This window comes from Tenacibaculum sp. 190524A02b, from assembly GCF_964036645.1.
Taxonomy (GTDB): Bacteria; Bacteroidota; Bacteroidia; order Flavobacteriales; family Flavobacteriaceae; genus Polaribacter; species Polaribacter vairaonense.
This window is the reverse complement of record NZ_OZ038525.1, coordinates 1,325,380-1,346,932: the sequence shown is the minus strand read 5'-3', so window position 1 is coordinate 1,346,932 and position 21,553 is coordinate 1,325,380. Positions and strand designations below refer to the sequence as shown.

Here is a 21,553-nt window from a genome sequence, read left to right as displayed (position 1 = left end):
TAAAAAAAGATCAATCAACGTCACTATTGACTCGTTTTAATAATCAAACGTCATAAATGATTCAAGTAACGTCACAAAGCATTCAATAATTAATGATTTGATTCATAGATGTGTGCAATAAACTATTTTTATTTTTAGTAAATTAAAGGTATGAGAAATATGAACTTTTTACAACGTTTTTTGTTAATAGGAAATTATGATAGAATGCCATCAAAAGAATTAAAACGTATTCAGTTTTTCAATGGGTTTTGCTTGTTGTGGTATGTTATTTCTACGTCTTTAATAATACGAAGACTTTTTAAGAAAACTATTGAATATCCTACCATTATAGTACATGCTACTATGATTACTTTGTTAATTGTAGCACAATATTTTTTATATAAACAAAGAAGTATTATATCGTATTCTATTTATGTGTTTTGTTTAATAGTAACAGCTTTTGTGTTTTCTAATTTTATATATCCAGGAAGATTTACAGAATTTTATTATTTATTAGTGACTCCTGTTTGTTTGATTTTTATAGATAATAAAACATTGAATTATGTAGTACTATTTGTTTCTTTCTTATTCTTTTTTATACCCAACTTATTTCTTGAAAACTACCCAATACATTATTACAATGATCTTGTATTAGTCTTTTTATTTTTTAGCGTATTTATTGTAATTAATTATTTTAAGGTTTTAAACAATAAAAATGAAAAAAGGTTAGAAGCAAAGAAAAATGAGGTAGAACAAATAAACCAATTTCAATCTCAATTTTTTATTAATATCAGCCATGAAATTAGAACTCCTTTAACTTTAATAAAGGGACAAATAGCCAAATTAGAAAATTATGAAAATAAGATTGGAGGCGAAGATTATAAAATGATAAGGTTGAATTTAAATAAACAAGTTCAGAAAATAAAAAATATGGTTGATGATGTTTTAGATTTAGCTAAAATGGAAGACACGAACTTTAATTTACATTGTAAACCGATAAAAATTAATGAATTAATTAATAAGATTTATATCTCTTTTATTCCCTTGTATGATTTAAAAAAAATTAAATTCAATTATATACACAATCATATAAATAGCACTATAAAAGTAGACCCTATTTTTTTAGAGAGAGCTATTAATAATATTATAATTAATGCAACAAAATATACTGATGAAAATGGAGAAGTAACAATAACACTTTCTGAAAAAAATAATATGCTTTTTATAGCAATAAAAGATACAGGGATAGGGATTTCAGCTAAAGATTTACCCAATATTTGCAATAGATTCTATCAAGTAAATAATGATATTAATAGAGCAGGGGGTAGTGGAGTAGGTTTATCATTTACTAAGCAGGTGGTTGATTTACACAAAGGAAAACTTTTAATTAACAGTGTTTTAGGAGAAGGAAGTGTTTTTACAATAAGGTTGCCTGTAAGCACAGAGGTAGCTAAATACACTTTTGATGAAAATGAATCATTTATCAATAAAATACCGTTGCAAAAGTCAGATACTATTAAAGATATTTCGGTAAAGTATAAAACAATACTTATTGTTGATGATTCATATGAAATGCTTGATTATTTAGAAGAAATATTATCTACTACTTATAATTGTATTACTTGTAGTAATGGTGCTGAAGCAATTGTAAAAATGAATAACCATAAGGTAGATTATATTATTACAGACTATATGATGCCCAAAATGAATGGGTTAGAGTTTATAAAAGCTTTAAAAGAACGTAAAAATAATCACCCTCCAATTTTAATGTTAACAGCTGTAGGAGATAGAAATACAAGATTGGAAGTTTTACGTTTAGGAATTGATGATTATTTACAAAAACCTTTTGAAAAAGAAGAATTATTAATTAGAATATCAAATAGTTTAAAAAACTATCTAAAACAACAAAACTATATCGAAACAGAAAAAATATCAGTAATAGCAACAGAGCAAGATGATTTATTAAAGGAAATACAAATTTATATAATCAAAGAAAGCTCTAAGAGAAAAATAACACAACTAGACATCGCAGAAAAGTTTAATTTATCTAAAAGCTCACTTTATAGAAGACTTAAAGCAGAAACAGGTTTGAGCCCTAATGACTTTATAGTAGAAATAAAGTTAAACCATGCTAGAAATATATTAGAGTTACAGCCTAATATTTCACTTAAAAGACTTTCTTTGGAAGTAGGGTATTCTCATGTTTCTTATTTCTCTAAAATATTTAAAGAACGTTTCGGATTTAAACCGTGTAAATAAATTTAATAAGATTGTAAAAAAGGTTGCCCAAAGGCAACCTTTAAATTACTTCTCTTTAGCGATTTGCTCAATGAAATCAAGCATTTCTTTTCGCTTTTCAGGTCTAGAATTTAACAATGCTTTCTTTGCTATTTGTAACATTCTGTCTTTTACAGTATTTACGTAAGTTTTTTTACGTTTGGTTATTAAATATACTGCAATTACTACAAATAAAGCAGTAAGCAAAGTCATTAATAAATACGTTACTTTACTAAAGTTTTGAAACTTTTGGAATATCCAGAAAAAGTTAAATACACATACCGATATAATTATTCCATGAATAATTAAATTTCCTATATTTTTTTGTTCGTAATACAAACTTTTAATAAGATTATGCATGGCATATAAGAAAATCAATAAAATTAGACTGAACCTTTCTAAAAAAACTTTCAAAGAAATAAAGCCGTTAACTTCATTATTTTTTTGTTCTTTTTTATAATTCTTAAATGCTAAATTTTTTTCTTTATTGACATCTAAATAATCTTGGTATAGTTGGGTGTTTTTTGAATATTCTTTGAGTTTGGTTAAAGCTTTGGTATTTTTTTTCTTAGTTACATCATATACTTCCTTCGCTTTAAAATATTCCTTATTATACTTAGGGATAAAATCACTTCCAAAGTATAAAATAATACAGATAAGAAAAGTAAAGTATTTTAAAAAACTAATCTTCATCATTCTCTTCTCCCGGATTATCGTTATCTCGGGTGTCTGCGTCGCTTTTGTCGATTGCGTTGATTTCTTGGATAAGTTTTTCATGTTCTTCAGTGTTGTCAGTACATGAGGTTAATACTACGTTTACACTTACTAATGCGATTGCTAATAATAATTTTTTCATAATTTCTATGGATTTAAGTTAATCCATGAAATTACAAAAACCTCTATTTACTCACTTTTAGCTTTTCAAGGTAAGAAATCTTACTATATATTTAGCAAAACCAGCATTAGTTTTTAAACCCAATTTATTTCTAATCTTATTAGTATGTGAACGTAACGTACTAGATGATATACCTAATTCTTGTGTAACTTCTTTATAATCGTAGTTTTTAGACAACAAACTCATAACCTCTCTTTCTCTTGAAGACAAAGCATCCATAGCTACAATTCTATCTTCTATAGCTAAAACTCTATCATTTATTTCTTTAGAAAAATATGTTTTTCCATTATAAACATCCTTTAAAGCATCTAATAATGTTAAATGCGCTTCCTCTTTTAAAATATATCCTTTAACACCATATTTAATTACAGCTTCAATAATTACGTCATTATTATAAGCCGATAAAACAATTACTTTAGGAGTAATATCATGTTCTTTAAAGTATTTAAGAACTTCTATACCATTAACCTTTGGCATAGAAATATCTAAAAGTAATATATCAGCAGTGTTTTTTGCAAACCACTCTATGGTTTCCTCTCCATTATACGTAACACCAGCTATGTTAATACTTTCTCCCTGAAATAAAAGTTGTAAACCTTTAACGGTTAGCTCGTGGTTTTCTGCAATATGAACTGTCATTAGTAGTTTTGTTAGTGTCTTAACAAAAATAAAAGATTATCTTAACTTTTTGTGGACGTTTCCCTTAATAAATTTAACAAAATGACAAATAATATAAAAAAATATGTTAAAAATATTTTTAATATTTCTTTTTAGAAGCTATAAACTATAAGAAAAAGGAAAGGTAAAATAGTATTAAAAATAAGAAGAGCTATAGGTTAAGTTATAATCTATAGCTCTTTTGTATTATTGAGTTTTAAAATTAATAGTTAACGTAATCAACAATCTCTAATCCATATCCAATCATACCAACTCTTTTAGTATGTTGCGTATTTGAAACTAAGCGAAGTTTATGAATATGTAAATCATGTAATATTTGTGCTCCAATACCAAAATCTTTATTATCCATAACAACATTTGGGGCTTTCATAACTCCATTAGCTTGATTATCTTTTAACATGCGTAATCTATTTAATAGATTAAAAGATTGTGCTTGTTGATTGATAAATAAAATAGCGCCTTTGCCTTCATCATTAATAACTTTAAACATTTGATCTAACTTTTTATCAGCATTATTGGTTAAAGTTCCTAAAATGTCATTATTTACTAAAGTAGAATTAATTCTAGTTAGCACAGCTTCATCTTTTGTCCAACTACCTTTAGTAAGCGCAATATGTATTTGTTTATTGGTAGTTTGTTGATATGCTCGTAAACGAAAATCTCCAAACCTAGTTTGAATATTAAAATCTTCTTTCTTTTCAATTAAAGAATCATGCTCCATTCTATAGGCAACTAAATCTTCGATAGAAACAACTTTTAAATCGAATTTTTTAGCAACTTCAACAAGTTGAGGAAGTCTAGCCATTGTACCATCTTCATTCATGATTTCTACAATAACTCCAGCAGCTTTTAGTCCGGCCAAACGAGCAAAATCAATGGCTGCTTCTGTATGACCAGTTCTTCTTAATACACCTCCATTTTTAGCCTTTAAAGGAAAAATGTGCCCTGGTCTGGCTAAATCAAAAGGTTTAGTTTCTGTATTTACTAAAGCTTGTACCGTTTTTGCCCTATCAGAAGCAGAAATACCAGTAGTAACTCCATTACCTCTTAAATCTACTGAAATTGTAAAAGCAGTTTCCATAGGGTCGGTATTATTACTTACCATCATACCTAATTCTAATTCTTTACATCTACTTTCGGTTAAAGGAGTACAAATTAAACCTCTTCCATGTGTAGCCATAAAGTTTATCATTTCAGGAGTTATTTTTTCTGCTGCTGCAACAAAATCGCCTTCATTCTCACGATCTTCGTCATCTACAACAATAATAACTTTTCCATTTTTAATGTCTTCAATAGCCTCTTCAATAGAGTTTAATTGAATTTTGGTAGGTGTGTGTGTTGCCATTTAAGTTATGTTGTTTTCTCTTTTTTAGAGAATAAATTTTTTATAAATGTAGTTATTGGTGAAAAAATAGTATTAATGTTAAACAAACCTTTGTCTTTGGTTGCTCTAACTGTTAATGTTATGGCCAAAGGTAGCATTAAAATTACAGCTATCCAAGATCCTGTTATAGCAGTTACAGAACTTTCTTCAGCCATATTTCGACCAAAAGTATTGGTGAAAAAATACAAAACATATACAGCAATAGCTAAAATCATAGGTAAGCCCATACCACCTTTTCTAATAATAGAACCAAGTGGAGCACCTATAAAAAATAATAATAGACAGGATAAAGAAAATGCCATACGGTTATAGTATTCTATATCATGTAAATTCAGCCACTTACGTCTGTTCTTTAAAGGTTCTTTGTATGATTTGTTGTTATTAAGTGTTCTATCTACTTTTGATAAAGCTGTACTAAGTATACTATTTTGTTCTCTAACCTCAAAATTAGTTATGATATCTAAAGATAGTTGTTTGTCTATTAATGAATCAGGGTATTGATGTAAATCTTCAACATCAACGGTAAGAAATAAGTTTTTTGACCTACTGGTAATGTATTCATCATATCCTTTTTTTAAGAAAGGAATGGTATCTTTTAATTGCCCAAGACTAAGCATATTAAAGTTTTTGGTATACTTTAACTCGTCTAAATCAGTATCATCTATTGAAGAAATATCAATATTAATGGTATATTCATCAAAATCTGCATGAGAGGCTGGCATTTTTTTTCTTTCATTATAGGTCGCTCCATTTTTTTTATGGTGTTCAAAATAATAACCATCCTTTAAAACTAGTGTCATATAACGACTACCTTCTTCAGAAATTAATTCGCCTTTTTTGGCTGTAATGATTTTATTATTTCCTTTTCTAGAAGATAAATCATAGATAAGTACTTTTTTCAATAAGTTATTCTCCTCACCATATTTTTCCTCAAACTTTATTTGATAGTTTGGTATTTCAGTATTAAAACTTCCAGGAACTAAAGCTAAAGCAGGCTGCTTCTTTTTTATGTTTGCTTTTAAATTCAATTGTTTTAACACAGCATACGGGTACACATGATTAAGAAATAGAAAATTTATAAAACTTAAAAAAAGTGCTAGAAATACTAAAGATCTAACCATCCTTGGAAGTGAAACACCTGCTGATTTTGCAGCAGCAAATTCATAATTTTCAGATAATCCACCAAGAGTCATTATTGAGGAAAGTAATACACCAATAGGTAGTGCTTGTGGAGCAGCCATTAAAGCAGAGTACCATAGAAATTTTAAAATGATAACAACTCCTATTCCTTTTCCTGCAAAGTTGTCAAAAGCTAACCAAAGCATTTGCATTATTAATACAAATAAAATGATTAAAAAGGTAGTAAAGAAAGGAATTAAAAAGCTTTTAAGTATGTATTTGTCTAATGTTTTCACAGAAACAAAGGTAGGAGGTTAGTTTTATAAAAACATAAAAGTTTTGTTAATGATTAAAGATTAACAAAACTTTTATTAAATTTTAGTCTATAATATATCCTTGACTCTTATATTTTTCTTGATTGAAAGTAAATAATTTTTCAGATATAGGTTGATTGCTTTTAAACTCTGAAATGGTAAAAGTAGTTTCAGCTCCATTAGAACCTATCTGAATTAATTTATAAATATGTTTCGTTTTAGCATCAATACCAAGTTTAACCATAACAATATCAGAATTGCTATCAATAGGGGTTAGATCAATGTATTGAACTTTTCGACCTTTACTATTTTTAAGGGCTCCCATTTTATAATTATAGCCTTCTTTGTAAAAGGTTAAGAGTTTAGATGGGTATATGAATCCGTCTTCTTCTTCTAAATCACCTTTGGTAAGATTAACTTCTTTATCTTCATGGTTAATTACAGCTAATAATTTTCCATCAAATAAAAAGTTATTTCCAAGGTATTCTAGGTTATATTTTTCTCCAGCAATTGTTATATTACCTCTAATTGGAGGGTCATTGGTAATACCAGCTTCTTTATTAACTAGAGTAGAGGTAAAGCCTATCACCATGTTTTTGTATGCTCCCATTTTGGTAGATACTTCATCTAATAAGTGTTTAGCTTTACTTGATGAATTCTGAGCTACAATGTTTAAGCTGAATATTATTCCTACTAATACAAATGCTATTTTTTTCATTTTATTTATGTATTTCTTTTTTTGAAATTCTGTTTCTATTTTTTCTCGTTTTCTAATAATTGTTCTAATGCAATTAAATCAGGAACTAATACTTGACGGGCTTTACTACCTTCAAAAGGACCTACAATTCCAGCGGCTTCAAGCTGATCTATCAATCTACCAGCCCTGTTGTAGCCAAGCTTTAACTTTCTTTGCAATAAAGAAGCAGAACCTTGTTGTGCAGTTACTATAATTTCAGCGGCATCTTTAAACAATTTATCACGATCTGCTATATCTATATCAAGATTTGTGCCACCTTCTTCACCTACATATTCTGGTAATAAGTGTGCATCAGGATAAGCACGTTGAGAACCAATAAAGTCTGTTATTTTTTCAACTTCAGGCGTATCTACAAAAGCACATTGTATACGGGTAATATCATTACCACCAGAATATAATAAATCACCACGTCCTATTAATTGATCAGCTCCAGGAGCATCTAAAATAGTTCTACTATCAATTTTAGAAGTTACTCTAAAAGCAATACGAGAAGGGAAATTGGCTTTTATTATACCTGTAATTACATTTACAGAAGGACGCTGTGTGGCTACAATTAAGTGGATTCCAATAGCACGAGCTAATTGAGCTAAACGGGCAATTGGTGTTTCTACTTCTTTCCCTGCTGTCATAATTAAATCTGCAAATTCATCAATAACTAAAACAATGTAAGGTAAGAATTGATGTCCATTTTCAGGATTTAATTTTCTAGCTTTAAACTTAGCATTGTATTCTTTAATATTACGAACCATTGCATTTTTGAGCAAATCATAACGTGCATCCATTTCAATACACAAAGAGTTTAATGTATTTACCACTTTTGTAGTATCTGTAATAATTGCTTCTTCTTCATCAGGAAGTTTAGCTAAATAATGACGTTCTATTTTATTAAAAAGAGTTAGTTCTACTTTTTTAGGGTCTACTAATACAAATTTTACTTCAGCTGGGTGTTTTTTATATAAAAGAGAAGTAAGAATAGCATTTAATCCAACAGATTTACCTTGACCTGTTGCTCCTGCCATTAATAAGTGAGGCATCTTAGCTAAATCTACTACGAAGGTTTCATTTGAGATTGTTTTTCCTAAAGCAATAGGTAGTTCCATTGGTGATTCTTGAAATTTCTTTGAAGAAATTACAGAATGCATGGATACAATGGTTGCTTTTTTATTGGGAACTTCAATACCAATAGTTCCTTTACCAGGTATTGGAGCTATAATACGAATTCCTAACGCTGATAATGATAATGCTATATCGTCTTCTAAATTTTTAATTTTTGAGATTCTTACACCAGCTTCGGGTACAATTTCGTATAAAGTAATAGTTGGTCCAACAGTAGCTTTTATCTGTTCGATTCCTATTTTATAATTCTTTAAAGTTTCAACAATTTGATTTTTATTAGCTTCAAGTTCTGTAGGGTCAACAGAAATACTCTCGTTATATTCTTTTAAAAGATTAAAAGTTGGAAATTTAAAGTTGGCTAATTCTAGTTTAGGATCAAATTCACCAAAATCTTTAACTAATTGATCGGATAAGTTTTCAGTAACACTTTTTTCTTCTGCTACTTTTTCAATGGCTACTTCAACCTCTTTTTTACTTTGTTCTTCAGTATTTAAAGTTGAATTGTTTGTTAGTGTAATGTCTAATGGAATTTGAGTTTCTTCTTTAGCTTCTACTTCTACATCAGAATGTTTTGTAATAGTTGGTTGTAGGTTTTCTACAGAAAGTTCAAAATCAGATTTTAATTCGTTTACGGTATTTTCTTCCTCATTTATAGTTTCGTTTATTTCTAATTCATTTTCAGATTGGAGTTCTTTTTTAGCTAATTTTTTCTCTTCTTTTATCTTTTTCTTGGTTTCCATATTTTCCACTATGGTATCTGGATCAATACTAAACCTTATGATCAAGTATGATATGAAAAAGAAAAGCAGTACTATAATAAGTCCTGTTTTACCAATAAAAGTTTGTAAGTACTCATTAAGTTCAAAGCCAATTACTCCTGATAATACTGCGTATTTATGACTTACAAAACCTAAAGCAATAGAAGCCCATAGCATAGTTAATAAGCCCCAATTCCATGAAGTAACAATTTTTTTTAAGTTTGTTTGTAGTAATATGCGAGCACCTGTAAAAAAGAAAAGACTATTTAAGATAAAAGCACCTAAACCGAATCCATTATAAATAAATAGATTACTTAGCTTTGCGCCAACTTTACCTAATAAGTTTTCTGTTGGTAAACTTCTGTTATAAAATTCATTAAGGGAGCTTTGATCTTCTTGCCAAGAGTAAAAGAAAGATATAAAAGCAACAGTTAAAAATATAGAAAATAGTATAAGAAAGGCTCCAAAAATGGTTTGGTTTTGTCTATTGTTTACAAAGCTTTTTATTTTTGGTAATAAAGGTGCCTTTGTTTTAGTTTTTTTGACTGTTGTTTTCTTTTTTGCCATAAATTGAAATTAACTGTAATAAAAACGTTAGAATAAAGCTATAATTTTAGGGGCATAAATTATTCCTGCAATTATTAGCGAAATAAACGCAGCAAAAGCCGGAGCTCCTGCTGCTATATCTTTAATAAACCCTATTTTTTCATCGTAGTTAGGATGTATAAAATCAGCTATTTTTTCTATAGCTGTATTTAGAGCCTCAGCTATAAGAACTAATCCAATAACTAATAATTGAATCATCCATTCAATAGCAGTTATGGAAAAATAAAAACCCAAACAAGATGCAAAAACAGCTATTATTGTTTGTACTTTAATACTATCTTCTGTGGTTATAAGTAACCACATGCCTTTTAAAGCAAAACCAATACTTCGCAACCTACCTTTTACAAATCCATCATTAGGGTTTTTCATATAGAATTATAAGGCTTTTAATGCAGCTTCATAATTAGGTTCGTCAACAATTTCAGAAACTTGTTCTGTGTGTGTTACATTTCCCGTTTCATCAATTACTACTATACAACGAGAGTGTAATCCTTTTAAAGGTCCATTAGAAATTTCTAAACCATAATCTTTTCCAAAGTTACCCTCTGCAAAGTCAGATAACATTACTACATTCTCAATCCCTTCAGCACCACAAAAACGACCTTGAGCAAATGGTAAATCTCTTGAAATACAAAGTACTTTTGTATTGTCTAAGCTAGCCGCTTTTTTGTTAAACTCTCTAACTGAGGTTGCACAAGTACCAGTATCAACACTAGGGAATATATTTAATATTAATTTATTTCCAGAAAAATCACTTAATTTTTTTTCAGATAAATCTCCTGCAACTAGTGTGAAATCAGGGGCTTTTTGATTGTTGTTAGGTAGGTTTCCAAGTGTTTCAACAGGGTTGCCTTGTAAAGTTATTTTGGCCATTTTTTTTAGTTTTTAATTCGGTTTCAAAGGTAACTAAATAATTTAAAAAATGAAGAAAGATAAAATATTGTGAGTTTTAAAAGAGCTATCTTCGCACCTCCAAAACTTAGAAAAATAAATTGAATTTAAAAGCATATACATCAGAATTTAAATATAATTTAAAATTGGCAACTCCAGTAATGCTGGGTATGTTAGGTCATACTTTTGTAAGTTTTATAGATAATATAATGGTAGGACAATTAGGTACAGCTGAGTTAGCAGCAGTGTCTTTAGGTAATAGTTTTATTTTTATAGCAATGTCTATAGGTATTGGGTTTTCTACAGCAATAACACCATTAATAGCTGAAGCAGATGCTGCTAATAGCTTTAGACAAGCTAAGTTGGCTTTTAAGCATGGTTTATTTTTATGTACTGTAATAGGGGTATTAATGTTTTTAGGAGTGTATTTTTCTAAATCAATGTTATATTTAATGGGGCAACCAGAAGAAGTTGTTTTATTAGCAATGCCATATTTAGATTTAGTAGCATTTTCATTAATTCCAATGATTATTTTTCAAGCTTTTAAGCAATTTAGCGATGGTATGTCTATTACAAAATACCCTATGTACGCAACTTTAATAGCAAACATTTCTAATGTTATATTAAACTACCTTTTGATTTTTGGAAAATTTGGTTTTCCTAAATTAGGTATAGTTGGAGCTGCTTATGGTACTTTATTATCAAGGTTTATCATGGTTTTATTTTTATGGTGGTTGTTAACAAAGAAAAAAAGGACAAGAAGATTAGTTACTAAAATTAAGTTTTTTGTACTTGATGTATTCATGCTAAGAAAAATAATTAGTTTAGGTGCTCCAAGCGCTATGCAAATGTTGTTTGAAGTGGCCATTTTTACATCTGCTATATGGTTAAGTGGTTTGTTAGGGAAAAATCCACAAGCAGCTAACCAAATAGCTTTAAACTTATCGTCTATGACTTTTATGGTTGCTATGGGATTAGGAGTAACTTCAATGATTAGAGTAGGGAACCAAAAAGGCTTACACAACTTTAAAGAATTACGTAGAATTGCTTTTTCTATCTTTTTACTAGGTACTTTTTTAGCTACAGTATTTTGTGTATTATTTTTTGCTTTACATGAATATTTACCATTATTGTATTTAGATATGAATGATGTAAAAAATTATGTAGATAATTTAGAGGTTTTAAATTTAGCTTCTAGTTTATTAATAGCTGCAGCAATATTTCAGGTTAGTGATAGTATTCAAGTAATGGTATTGGGGGCGTTAAGGGGACTACAAGATGTTAAAATACCAACAATTATTACTTTTATTTCTTATTGGATTATAGGGTTTCCTATCAGTTTTTTTCTAGGAAAACAAGAAAATTATGGAAGTTTTGGAATTTGGCTTGGTTTAATTGCTGGTTTAACTACTGCATCAATTCTATTATATTTGCGATTTAATTATTTAACTTTAAAATTGATTAATACTGAAAATAATGAACTTACCTAAATTTTTACTTGCGGATAATAGTAATAACCCAGAAGATATTTTTGTTTTACATACTGAATATCCTAGGTTTTTAATCAATTTAAAAGATGATGAGATAGAATGGTTTGAAGATTTATCCGGAGAAAATGAACAAGATTTAGCAAATGAATTAGGAAATTTAATAGAAGAAGCCAGCTCATTTTATGACAAAGAAATGGAACAGTATGAGTAAGTACTACTTTAACAAGAAGAACTGAAGTTATTCTTCAGGTTCTTCCTCTTTTATGTTTTCTTTGTTTAATAATTGTTTAGCTTGACCTTTCCAATCATCTCTTACTATTCTACCTGGAAAAAATTGAATTAAATCTGTAATTGTGTCAATATTTTCTTTATCAAGTTTACTAATCTGATCTAAATTGTAAATACCTATTTGGTTTAATTTTTTTTCAATAAACTCTCCTATACCTTTTATTAGTGTTAAATCATCTTTGTTTTCTTCATTAGCGCTTCCAATTACATCAAAATTTAGGTTTTTGGGCTGTTTAATTTCTATACCACCTCGTTCTACAGTTTTTCTTGCACGTATTGTAGATTGCATTTCATTTTTTAATTCAACAATAGTTTCTTCATTATCTTCTAATTTTGTTTGGAATTTATTTTTGAAGTATTGCCAAGCAAAAAAGTAGCCAATTAAAAATGCGCCAAGCATCCAGAAAAAGAGTTCTAAGAGGTGCGAGGTTTTAGTAGTTAAGTATAAGTACATAATAGTCAAGGGAATGGTTTTAGTTAATTATAATTTCTATACGTCGGTTTTTTGCTCGATTTTGTTGTGTATTATTGTCTACTATAGGAGAGGTTTCTCCTTTAGATATGGAAGTTATTTTTGTAGAATCAATGCCTTGTTCAAAAAAATAGTCAGCCACACTTTTAGCTCTTTGTAAGCCTATTAATTTATTGGTTGATTCTTCTCCTACATTGTCAGTATGACCTATGATAGTAATTTTTTTTGAGGGATATTTATTCAAATAATTTTTTATCTCATTTGTATAGGTATATAGGGTTCTATCTGGCTTAAAACTATTATTACCAAAATACGCATTAAGCGTTTTATTAGTAATATCTTTCTCTATATTTTGAATTTTTTCTTTTGATAGATTTTGGTATTCAATTAAGATGCCTTCAGCATAATACCCTTCAGCATCATAGATGTAATCTTTTTTGGCTGATTTTTCATGTATTTTTTTAGAGTTAACTCCAAAGTTAATTAACTTCTTCTTTAGGTAATTGGCTCTTTGAATACCTAAGTTTAGGCTGTCGTTAATAGCTTCTTTTGGAAGATAATAGCCAGTTATAATAATTTCCTTATCAGGATTATTATTTAAAAAATTAAAAATAGAATCTTTAAAGTAAAAAAACTTTTTAGGTAGTAAAACTCTTGAATGGCTGGAGTTTGTAATAAACTTTTCTTTAAACTTTAGTGGAGTAGGTTTCGTTTTGTTGTCCAGTAAAGGAACTTCTTTTGGTTTACTATTTTGATGTTTAGATACTTTAGAGTTTTCTTTTAGAGAATCCTTTGACTCTTCAGTTTGAATAGTTTCGGAGTTCGTTTCAATTTTTTTGGTAGCGGGTGTTGTAGATACTGTTTCAGTATTATTATAATGGCGACCATAAACAAAAATAGCAATAGTACTCCAACACAAAAAAGCTAGAAAAGCTTTTAAAAAGTTACTCATAATTTAAGGGATAAAAAGAGTTTGGTTTAAAGCTTAAAAATAGGGAAAACTTTTATAAAAACAAATAACGCATTGATAGTTTGAATTTTGAAGTATAATATATATTTCTAAAAGTATAAAAAAATCGCTCAAAAACTTGAGCGATTTTTTTAAATTGATTTACATTTATCTTCTAGCCATTCCGATTCTTGTTTGTTTAATAAGGGAGAGAGTTTGTTAAATACTAATTTATGATAACTGTTTAGCCAATCTTTTTCTTGAGATGTTAGCATACTTTTGTCTATTAGATTGGTGTCTATATAACACAAAGTTAGAGCTTCAAATCCAAGAAAAGTACCAAAATCTGTTTGGTTAACTTTTTTAGATAAAACAATATTTTCAGTTCTTATTCCAAACTCATTAGTTACGTAACAACCAGGTTCTATAGTTGTGAATTGGTTAGCCAAATGTGGAGTAGTACCTCTTGCTGTTGTAGCTCCAGTAGCAAAACCTTGTGCAGGTTCATGCACCATACCATAGCTTCCAATACCATGCCCTGTACCATGAGGGAAGTTTAATCCATTCTTCCATAAATGAATACGAGCAAAAGCATCTATTTGTGCTCCAGTTGTACCTTCAGGGAATTGTAATTGTTCTAATTCAATATAACCTTTTAAAACTCCTGTATAGGCTTTCTTAATTTCATTATTAGGTTCACCTCCTAACCAAATGGTTCTAGTAATATCTGTAGTTCCATTTTTATACTGAGCTCCACTGTCTACTAACAGTATACCTTCATTACTAACCATGGCTGAATCTTTTTCAGGTGCTGTATAATGTATAATAGCTCCATTGCCTTTATACCCAATAATAGCAGCGAATGATTCACCAGTATAATATTCTTGCTGCTCTCTATAGCTTTCTAGTTTTTTACCAATTTCATATTCTGAAATAGGCCTTTTAGTTAATTCTGTTTCTAACCAAATAAAGAATTTTGTTAATGCCACTCCGTCTTTAAGCATACAGTTTTTGGCACCAGCTATTTCAACTTCGTTTTTAATAGCTTTTAATTCTTTTACTAATGAATTGTTATAAATAAAACTTCCTAAAGTAGCTTCAAAACAAGCATAGTTTAGGCTAGAAGCATCCGTTATTATTTTTTTATTGCGAGTAAGTTCAGGGAGTAGCGTAGCAATATTATCATAGTTCTCAACCTTTATATTAAGTTTAGTAAAAGCTTTAATAGCGCTTTCGGTAAAACGATTAGTATTACAGAAGAGTGTTGTTTGTTGCTTTCCTACCAGAGCATATGCAGTTACTAATGGTGTAAAATCTACATCTTTAGAACGAATGTTAAATAACCAAGCAATTTCATCTAAGGATGAAAATAAATAGTAGTCAGCATTTAATTGTTCTATTTTGCCTTGTACTTTCGTTAGTTTAGAAGCTGTAGTTTCCCCTGAGAATTCTAAAGGATGTATATCTACAGAAGAATTAGGTAAATCAGGTCTGTTTTCCCATATTTCTTTAACAAAATGAGGCTCGTTTTGTAACCTAATATTTTTAGAACCTGTATAACTTACTATATAATCGATTTGTGATTTTGAAAATTGTCTATAATCAACACCTATACTATTATTTTCACTAAGTAAATCACATAACCAAGCAACATGCTCAGGTGCGTGTGGTATAGATTGTTTGCATAGTTGAATCTCAGTGTTTTTACAATCATCTTCAAATTGTAAAAAGTAACGAGAGTCGGTCCATAAACCAGCAATATTTTTTGTTACAACTAAAGTACCAGCAGAACCAGTAAAACCAGAAAAATATTCACGTAGTTTCCAGTGAGCAGCAACATATTCTGATTGATGTGGATCGGTTGAAGGTATAATAAAAGCATCTAAGTTTTTAGATGTCATATAATTTCTTAAAGCTTGTAATCTTTTAGCGATCATAATTATTTGTAATTTTTAAGAAAACATTTTAGCTACTTTCTCTGCTTTTCTACTCTCACTATAATCATAGAAACCTTCGCCAGATTTAACACCTAATTTACCAGCTGTAACCATATTTACTAATAATGGGCAAGGAGCATATTTTGGGTTTTTAAATCCATCATACATAACATTTAAGATAGATAAACAAACATCTAATCCTATAAAATCAGCTAACTGAAGAGGTCCCATTGGATGAGCCATTCCTAGTTTCATAACCGTGTCAATTTCGGAAACACCAGCTACACCATTGTATAATGTTTCAATAGATTCATTAATCATTGGCATTAAAATACGATTAGCAACAAAACCAGGATAATCATTAACTTCTACAGGTACCTTATTAATTTTTTTAGTTAAATCCACAATAGTTTCCATTACCTCATCAGAAGTATTATAACCTCTAATAATTTCAACTAATTTCATAATTGGTACTGGATTCATAAAATGCATACCAATTACTTTTTCAGGTCTATTAGTAGCTGCGGCAATTTGAGTGATTGAAATAGAAGAAGTATTGGTCGCTAAAATTGTACTTTCATCAGAAAACTGATCTAAATCTTTAAAAATTTTTAACTTTAAATCTACGTTTTCTGTAGCAGCTTCAACAATTAGTTCCGTATTTTGAATACCTTCTTTTAAATTGGTGAAAGAAGTTATATTGTTTAAAGTATTATTTTTTTCACTTTCTGTAATTTTTTCTTTAGCAAGCATTCTATCTAAATTTTTGGTGATAGTTGCTATACCTTTATCTAGTGCGGTTTGAGAAATATCAATTAAATGTACATTATATCCAAATTGAGCAAATGTATGAGCAATACCATTCCCCATAGTTCCCGCTCCAATTACAGCTATATTTTTCATGTTTATTAGTTTATTTAATTTTTAAGTATATAATTAGAGGTAAGATTAAAAACAATCAATGATTTGTTGAGCAACCCTAAGAGCTTCAGTTCCTTGAGATAATGATACAACAGGAGTAGTGTTATTATGAATTGCTTCAGCAAAAGATTCTAACTCATCTAAAATAGCATTATTAAGAGTTACTTTAGGATTGTCAAAGTAAATTTGTTTTTTTATACCTTCTGCATTTTGTAAAATCATAGCAAATTCATCTGGTTTTTCAGGAGCATCTTTCATTTTAACAACTTCAGATTTTTTTTCTAGGAAATCAACAGAAATGTAAGCATCTTTTTGAAAAAAACGTGATTTACGCATGTTTTTCATAGATATTCTACTAGAAGTAAGATTGGCAACACATCCATTTTCAAATTCAATTCTTGCGTTTGCAATATCTGGCGTTTCAGAAATAACAGAAACACCACTAGCATGAATGTTCTTAACTTTTGATTTTACAACAGATAAAATAATATCAATATCATGAATCATTAAATCCAACACTACAGGTACATCAGTTCCTCTAGGGTTAAATTCAGCTAACCTATGTGTTTCGATAAACATAGGAGTGTCAATTGTGTCTTTAACAGCGGTAAACGCAGGGTTAAAACGTTCTACATGCCCAACTTGACCACGAACATGATTTTGACTAGCTAATGTTCTAAGAGCTTCAGCTTCTTGAACAGTATTTGTAATAGGTTTTTCTATAAAAATATGCTTTCCTTTTTCTATAGCTTGCTTGGCACATTCAAAATGAGAAAGGGTAGGAGTTACAATATCTACAACATCAACAGCATCAATTAATTCTTCTATAGTGTTGAATAATTTATAACCAAATTCTTTGGCTACCTTTTCAGCAGTTTCAGTAAAAGGGTCATAAAAACCAACTAATTCAAATTTTTCTGATTGTTGTAATAAACGCAGATGTATTTTCCCCAAATGACCTGCTCCTAAAACTCCAGCTTTTAACATGTTTTTCTATTTATTTTGCTACGAAAGGAACTATAAAAAATACTTGTTTAGAAATTAGATTTTATTGTATCCTCGTAATGAAAGTGTTACTATCTAGTTATTGATTTTACTAAAATCAACGCTAACAAAGATACACTTTTAAACAGATTAATTGCTATTTTTGGCACGTCGAAATTAGCTTACCAGTGAGAGATACAACCAAACACCAAGGACTTAGAAATCAACTAGCAAATACATTACAAGCAAAAGGGATATTTGATGAAAAGGTATTGAAGGCAATACGAAAAATTCCAAGACATTTATTTATAGATAGTAGTTTTGAAGAACATGCTTATCAAGACAAGGCATTTCCTATTGCTGCTGAGCAAACGATTTCACATCCATATACGGTTGCATTTCAATCACAAGTTTTAGAGGTAAAAGAAGGGGATAAAATTTTAGAAATTGGTACAGGTTCTGGATACCAAACAGCAGTTCTTTTAGAGTTAAAAGCGAATGTTTTTACTATTGAACGTCAACATGAATTGTTTAAAAAAACCTCTTTGTTTTTACCAAAATTAGGTTACAGACCTAAACGTTTTATCTTTGGAGATGGCTATAAAGGGTTGCCTATTGAAGCTCCTTTTGACAAAATAATAGTAACAGCAGGCGCTCCATTTGTACCTAAAGCTTTATTAGGGCAAGTTAAAGTAGGAGGTAAGTTGTTAATACCTGTTGGTGAAGGAGAGCAAGTGATGACACTTTTTATAAGAAAATCTCCTTTAGAATTTGAAAAACATGAATTAGGTGATTTTAAGTTTGTACCAATGTTAAAAAAGAAGAATTAACAAAAAAAATCCGCCTTAAAAGCGGATTTATTGAATTTGAATAAAGAAATCATCAACTTATTCAGTTACTGTTGCATCTGCAACAACAACTTCTTGTTGATGTAAGTTTTGTTTTGTTTGATCAGTTTTAGCTAAACCACAAGGACTAGTACTTCCACAAGAAGAAAACCCTAATAAACTAACTATACAAATTGCAATAAATACTACTTTTTTCATCATAAAAAATTTAAAAAATCAAATATACATATTTCTGATTAATTTATCAGAATCTTCTTTGCTTTCAATAACGTTGAAAGCTACCATTTTATTTTGTATTTCAGAAATTAAATCTGCATCAATAGGTTTTCCATTATTCCATTCAGTAATTGATAACCACTCTCTAATATCTTCAAGCTGTTGCTCATATCTAATTGAAAGTGTTTGATCTATATTTTGAATATTCTTAAAATCCTTTGTACAGTTATTTATAATATCTAAAACTGTTTTAATCTCTTCAGTATTACTTTTTAAAATATCTTCTCTAACAGCAACTACAAAGCATGGCCATGGAGTTGGGCAATCTCCAAGTCTTCTAAAAGTTCCGTTATCTACCAAAGGTTTCGTGGTAAAATGCTCCCACATAAAGTAATCAGCTTCTCCATTTGTTAAAGCATCAATACCACCTTGTAAGTTTCCAACTACTTGAAATTTAAGTTTTTTAATATCCCACCCATTATTGTGCGCATTAACAATAGCCATTAAGTGAGAACCAGATCCATATCGACTAATAGCTACAGTAGCATTTTCTAAATCTTCAATTTTTTGAAAATTAGATTTAGCACCTACATGAATTCCCCAGATTAATGGGCTTTTAACAAATGTTTGCGTAATTTTTGAAGGGTTACCATTTATAATATCTTTGATAATACCTTCTGTTAATACAATTGCGATGTCAATTTCTCCTGATCGTAGAGCTTTACACATAGCACCTGTTCCTCCAGGGAAATCTTTCCATCTGAGGTTTATATTATGATTGGTATATTCCTTATTTTTTAAAGTAATGTACCAAGGGTAGTTAAAATGTTCTGGTACACCACCTACTTTTAAATTTAACATTTATTCAACTAGTTTATTTAATGTGTAGCTGATTAAGTTTTCAACAGTATTACTTGGGTTTTCACTGAATGTACCATTTGCCCTATTTGCAATAATAGCATTCATAGAAACAGCATTATGTCCTAATAATTTAGATAAACCATATATGGCAGAAGTTTCCATTTCAAGATTCGTTATCTTATGTCCGTTATGGTTAAAACTATCTATTTTATTATTTAATTCTGAATCCTGAAGCTCTAACCTTAAAACTCTTCCTTGTGGCCCATAAAATCCGCCAGCAGTAGCAGTTATTCCTTTATATGTTTTGTCTGATGAAAGTCTTTTTGCTAGCTCAGTACCATTTTGTATAACTATAGGAGTTGCTTTTTTATTGTTCCAATTGGTATGGTTAATAAAGGCATTTTCTAATTCAGGGTTGGTTATACTATCAACTTGGTAAGAGTGTAACATACCGTTTAAATCCAATGCGTGAGAACTCAATAAAAAGCTATCTACAGGAATATCTGCTTGTAAAGAACCAGATGTACCAATTCTTGTAATATTTAAGGAAGTATGTTGTTTTTTAACTTCTCTAGCTTCTAAATCGATATTGACAACCGCATCTAGTTCATTTAAAACAATGTCAATATTATCAGGGCCAATTCCTGTTGAAATGACAGATATTCTTTTCCCTTTGTAAGTCCCAGTAGTAGTTTTGAATTCACGTTTTTGGGTAGTAAACTCAATAGTATCAAAATGTTTTGTTACTTTATCAACTCTGTATTGGTCTCCCACAAAAATAATATCGGTAGCAACATGCTCAGGTTTTAAATTTAAGTGGTAAATACTTCCGTCTGAATTTAAAATTAGCTCAGATTGTTTTATACTCATTTACGATGTAATTTTTAACAGCTTGTCGGTATTATTAAGATACAGGTAGCTGTATTTTTTAGAACCGCCAAGATACGAAAAATCAGAACGTAATTGTGCATAGTAGTTAACTTGGTTTTGAAGTACCTTTTTACCTTGCTTACTTAATTTAACAGGGTTTAAGGAAGTAAATAGTTTTTTTAATTGTTGAAGTTTATTAATGTATTGAGTATCACCAAATCCATAAAGGTTGTCATTGGTTAAAATTGCACGAATAAATTCCTTGTCAGAATTAAATTGTTGTTGGTTAGCTAAATTTAAAATGTCATTTTCAACTTTATTCAATCCATTTTGAATGGAAGGGAATCTTTGTAAATGTGCCTTAATAGCGTCTTCTAAATAAGCAAAAGGAGACATTGGATTAAATTTATGTACAGTTTCTAAACGTAGAGGACTATCAGAACAATATAGTTGCCAAATATAGTCTGCATACTCAATGTCATCTTTTGAAAGTTCTGCTCTATTCTTATAATGATTTAATAATTCTTCTTTTGATAATTGACTAAGTCCGAATAAACCCTTTCTATTTTCAAGAGTTCCGCTACAAACTAGTGATATTTTTCTTCCATTTCTATAGCGTTTTAGCCAACTGATAACAGCTAACATGTTTATTTGACAGAATAAATCGTATTCAAACCATAAAACAATTTCATCTTGTTGTTTTTGATTACAAAGATTTCTGTATTCTTTTAAAGTAAAGTCAATAAATGTTTTCTTGGTAACTTTGTATGATGACTTTAAAAAGTCAAATCTAGTTTTCCAAAAGTCTTCACTTCCTACATCAATAGTAGTTTTACCTTCACAAAGCATTTCACGCCATGTAATTATAGGTTCATTGATGTTTAATCTTCGTAAAATTTCTGTAGTACTGTCTCCGTTTGTAATGTGTAGTATAGAAGCCATA

Annotated in this window: 22 protein-coding genes; 4 read left to right on the top strand and 18 right to left on the bottom strand. The window is 29.4% G+C overall.

Annotated features, from left to right (window positions below):
• Positions 1 to 159: 159 nt before the first annotated feature.
• On the top strand, positions 160 to 2,238 hold the full coding sequence (locus tag ABNT65_RS05295) for a response regulator (RefSeq protein WP_348747359.1): 2,079 nt from the start codon (positions 160 to 162) through the stop codon (positions 2,236 to 2,238).
• Positions 2,239 to 2,283: 45 nt separating this feature from the next.
• Here the strand turns inward: ABNT65_RS05295 and ABNT65_RS05290 are convergent, their stop codons facing one another.
• From ABNT65_RS05290 to tpx, 9 genes are all read right to left on the bottom strand, one after another.
• The gene (locus ABNT65_RS05290; protein ID WP_348706323.1) at positions 2,284 to 2,952 is read right to left on the bottom strand and encodes a hypothetical protein; all 669 of its coding nucleotides are present in this window, start codon (positions 2,950 to 2,952) and stop codon (positions 2,284 to 2,286) included.
• The gene (locus ABNT65_RS05285) at positions 2,939 to 3,112 is read right to left on the bottom strand and encodes a hypothetical protein (RefSeq protein ID WP_348706326.1); all 174 of its coding nucleotides are present in this window, start codon (positions 3,110 to 3,112) and stop codon (positions 2,939 to 2,941) included. The genes ABNT65_RS05290 and ABNT65_RS05285 overlap by 14 nt, the downstream gene beginning before the upstream one ends.
• A gap of 57 nt (positions 3,113 to 3,169) precedes the next feature.
• The gene (locus tag ABNT65_RS05280) at positions 3,170 to 3,790 is read right to left on the bottom strand and encodes a response regulator transcription factor (protein WP_348706329.1); all 621 of its coding nucleotides are present in this window, start codon (positions 3,788 to 3,790) and stop codon (positions 3,170 to 3,172) included.
• A gap of 241 nt (positions 3,791 to 4,031) precedes the next feature.
• A complete protein-coding gene (gene ribB, locus ABNT65_RS05275; RefSeq protein ID WP_348747358.1) occupies positions 4,032 to 5,174 on the bottom strand; it encodes a 3,4-dihydroxy-2-butanone-4-phosphate synthase in 1,143 nt (380 codons plus the stop codon).
• Between the two features lie 5 nt (positions 5,175 to 5,179).
• Positions 5,180 to 6,628, bottom strand: a complete 1,449-nt coding sequence (locus ABNT65_RS05270) for an LptF/LptG family permease (RefSeq protein WP_348706334.1) — start codon at positions 6,626 to 6,628, stop codon at positions 5,180 to 5,182.
• 82 nt (positions 6,629 to 6,710) lie between these two features.
• A complete protein-coding gene (locus tag ABNT65_RS05265) occupies positions 6,711 to 7,364 on the bottom strand; it encodes an outer membrane lipoprotein carrier protein LolA (RefSeq protein WP_348706337.1) in 654 nt (217 codons plus the stop codon).
• 35 nt (positions 7,365 to 7,399) lie between these two features.
• Positions 7,400 to 9,844 (bottom strand): DNA translocase FtsK, encoded by a 2,445-nt coding sequence (locus ABNT65_RS05260; RefSeq protein WP_348706339.1) that lies wholly within the window; start codon positions 9,842 to 9,844, stop codon positions 7,400 to 7,402.
• A 27-nt stretch (positions 9,845 to 9,871) separates the two neighbouring features.
• Positions 9,872 to 10,252, bottom strand: coding sequence for a diacylglycerol kinase family protein (locus ABNT65_RS05255; RefSeq protein WP_348739178.1), 381 nt, complete (start codon positions 10,250 to 10,252; stop codon positions 9,872 to 9,874).
• 6 nt (positions 10,253 to 10,258) lie between these two features.
• The gene (gene tpx, locus ABNT65_RS05250) at positions 10,259 to 10,756 is read right to left on the bottom strand and encodes a thiol peroxidase (RefSeq protein WP_348706344.1); all 498 of its coding nucleotides are present in this window, start codon (positions 10,754 to 10,756) and stop codon (positions 10,259 to 10,261) included.
• 119 nt (positions 10,757 to 10,875) lie between these two features.
• Between tpx and ABNT65_RS05245 the strand changes: the two genes are divergently transcribed.
• Entirely contained in the window at positions 10,876 to 12,264 is a 1,389-nt protein-coding gene (locus tag ABNT65_RS05245; RefSeq protein WP_348747357.1) for an MATE family efflux transporter, read from the top strand.
• Positions 12,251 to 12,475, top strand: a complete 225-nt coding sequence (locus tag ABNT65_RS05240; protein ID WP_348739175.1) for a hypothetical protein — start codon at positions 12,251 to 12,253, stop codon at positions 12,473 to 12,475. The genes ABNT65_RS05245 and ABNT65_RS05240 overlap by 14 nt, the downstream gene beginning before the upstream one ends.
• Positions 12,476 to 12,502: 27 nt before the next feature.
• Here ABNT65_RS05240 and ABNT65_RS05235 read toward each other — a convergent pair whose 3' ends face one another.
• The 5 genes from ABNT65_RS05235 to ABNT65_RS05215 form a co-directional block, all read right to left on the bottom strand.
• Positions 12,503 to 12,952, bottom strand: coding sequence for a hypothetical protein (locus ABNT65_RS05235; protein WP_348706350.1), 450 nt, complete (start codon positions 12,950 to 12,952; stop codon positions 12,503 to 12,505).
• 73 nt (positions 12,953 to 13,025) lie between these two features.
• Positions 13,026 to 13,976 (bottom strand): OmpA family protein, encoded by a 951-nt coding sequence (locus ABNT65_RS05230; protein WP_348706353.1) that lies wholly within the window; start codon positions 13,974 to 13,976, stop codon positions 13,026 to 13,028.
• A 149-nt stretch (positions 13,977 to 14,125) separates the two neighbouring features.
• Positions 14,126 to 15,910, bottom strand: coding sequence for an aminopeptidase P family protein (locus ABNT65_RS05225; RefSeq protein ID WP_348747356.1), 1,785 nt, complete (start codon positions 15,908 to 15,910; stop codon positions 14,126 to 14,128).
• Positions 15,911 to 15,925: 15 nt separating this feature from the next.
• A complete protein-coding gene (locus ABNT65_RS05220; RefSeq protein WP_348739170.1) occupies positions 15,926 to 16,813 on the bottom strand; it encodes a 3-hydroxybutyryl-CoA dehydrogenase in 888 nt (295 codons plus the stop codon).
• A gap of 45 nt (positions 16,814 to 16,858) precedes the next feature.
• Complete coding sequence (locus tag ABNT65_RS05215; protein ID WP_348706361.1) at positions 16,859 to 17,818, bottom strand: Gfo/Idh/MocA family oxidoreductase; 960 nt, start codon at positions 17,816 to 17,818, stop codon at positions 16,859 to 16,861.
• Positions 17,819 to 18,003: 185 nt separating this feature from the next.
• On the opposite strand from ABNT65_RS05215, the gene ABNT65_RS05210 reads away from it, so the two are divergent.
• Positions 18,004 to 18,645: a protein-L-isoaspartate(D-aspartate) O-methyltransferase gene (locus tag ABNT65_RS05210; RefSeq protein ID WP_348706363.1), complete on the top strand. Its 642-nt coding sequence runs from the start codon at positions 18,004 to 18,006 to the stop codon at positions 18,643 to 18,645.
• Between the two features lie 57 nt (positions 18,646 to 18,702).
• Here the strand turns inward: ABNT65_RS05210 and ABNT65_RS05205 are convergent, their stop codons facing one another.
• The 4 genes from ABNT65_RS05205 to ABNT65_RS05190 are packed head-to-tail and all read right to left on the bottom strand — an operon-like array spanning position 18,703 to position 21,552.
• A complete protein-coding gene (locus ABNT65_RS05205) occupies positions 18,703 to 18,861 on the bottom strand; it encodes a hypothetical protein (protein WP_348706365.1) in 159 nt (52 codons plus the stop codon).
• Positions 18,862 to 18,879: 18 nt separating this feature from the next.
• Entirely contained in the window at positions 18,880 to 19,740 is an 861-nt protein-coding gene (locus tag ABNT65_RS05200) for a substrate-binding domain-containing protein (protein ID WP_348706367.1), read from the bottom strand.
• Entirely contained in the window at positions 19,741 to 20,610 is an 870-nt protein-coding gene (locus ABNT65_RS05195) for a nucleoside phosphorylase (protein WP_348706370.1), read from the bottom strand.
• Positions 20,611 to 21,552: a DUF1835 domain-containing protein gene (locus ABNT65_RS05190; RefSeq protein ID WP_348706373.1), complete on the bottom strand. Its 942-nt coding sequence runs from the start codon at positions 21,550 to 21,552 to the stop codon at positions 20,611 to 20,613.
• Position 21,553: the final 1 nt, after the last annotated feature.

What these genes read in the sequence shown, in the direction of transcription:
- ABNT65_RS05295 (WP_348747359.1), top strand. Translation starts at nt 160, where the DNA reads ATGAACTTTTTACAACGTTTTTTGTTAATAGGAAATTATGATAGAATG.
- ABNT65_RS05290 (WP_348706323.1), bottom strand. Translation starts at nt 2,952, where the DNA reads ATGATGAAGATTAGTTTTTTAAAATACTTTACTTTTCTTATCTGTATT.
- ABNT65_RS05285 (WP_348706326.1), bottom strand. Translation starts at nt 3,112, where the DNA reads ATGAAAAAATTATTATTAGCAATCGCATTAGTAAGTGTAAACGTAGTA.
- ABNT65_RS05280 (WP_348706329.1), bottom strand. Translation starts at nt 3,790, where the DNA reads ATGACAGTTCATATTGCAGAAAACCACGAGCTAACCGTTAAAGGTTTA.
- ribB (WP_348747358.1), bottom strand. Translation starts at nt 5,174, where the DNA reads ATGGCAACACACACACCTACCAAAATTCAATTAAACTCTATTGAAGAG.
- ABNT65_RS05265 (WP_348706337.1), bottom strand. Translation starts at nt 7,364, where the DNA reads ATGAAAAAAATAGCATTTGTATTAGTAGGAATAATATTCAGCTTAAAC.
- ABNT65_RS05260 (WP_348706339.1), bottom strand. Translation starts at nt 9,844, where the DNA reads ATGGCAAAAAAGAAAACAACAGTCAAAAAAACTAAAACAAAGGCACCT.
- ABNT65_RS05255 (WP_348739178.1), bottom strand. Translation starts at nt 10,252, where the DNA reads ATGAAAAACCCTAATGATGGATTTGTAAAAGGTAGGTTGCGAAGTATT.
- tpx (WP_348706344.1), bottom strand. Translation starts at nt 10,756, where the DNA reads ATGGCCAAAATAACTTTACAAGGCAACCCTGTTGAAACACTTGGAAAC.
- ABNT65_RS05240 (WP_348739175.1), top strand. Translation starts at nt 12,251, where the DNA reads ATGAACTTACCTAAATTTTTACTTGCGGATAATAGTAATAACCCAGAA.
- ABNT65_RS05235 (WP_348706350.1), bottom strand. Translation starts at nt 12,952, where the DNA reads ATGCTTGGCGCATTTTTAATTGGCTACTTTTTTGCTTGGCAATACTTC.
- ABNT65_RS05230 (WP_348706353.1), bottom strand. Translation starts at nt 13,976, where the DNA reads ATGAGTAACTTTTTAAAAGCTTTTCTAGCTTTTTTGTGTTGGAGTACT.
- ABNT65_RS05225 (WP_348747356.1), bottom strand. Translation starts at nt 15,910, where the DNA reads ATGATCGCTAAAAGATTACAAGCTTTAAGAAATTATATGACATCTAAA.
- ABNT65_RS05220 (WP_348739170.1), bottom strand. Translation starts at nt 16,813, where the DNA reads ATGAAAAATATAGCTGTAATTGGAGCGGGAACTATGGGGAATGGTATT.
- ABNT65_RS05215 (WP_348706361.1), bottom strand. Translation starts at nt 17,818, where the DNA reads ATGTTAAAAGCTGGAGTTTTAGGAGCAGGTCATTTGGGGAAAATACAT.
- ABNT65_RS05205 (WP_348706365.1), bottom strand. Translation starts at nt 18,861, where the DNA reads ATGAAAAAAGTAGTATTTATTGCAATTTGTATAGTTAGTTTATTAGGG.
- ABNT65_RS05200 (WP_348706367.1), bottom strand. Translation starts at nt 19,740, where the DNA reads ATGTTAAATTTAAAAGTAGGTGGTGTACCAGAACATTTTAACTACCCT.
- ABNT65_RS05195 (WP_348706370.1), bottom strand. Translation starts at nt 20,610, where the DNA reads ATGAGTATAAAACAATCTGAGCTAATTTTAAATTCAGACGGAAGTATT.
- ABNT65_RS05190 (WP_348706373.1), bottom strand. Translation starts at nt 21,552, where the DNA reads ATGGCTTCTATACTACACATTACAAACGGAGACAGTACTACAGAAATT.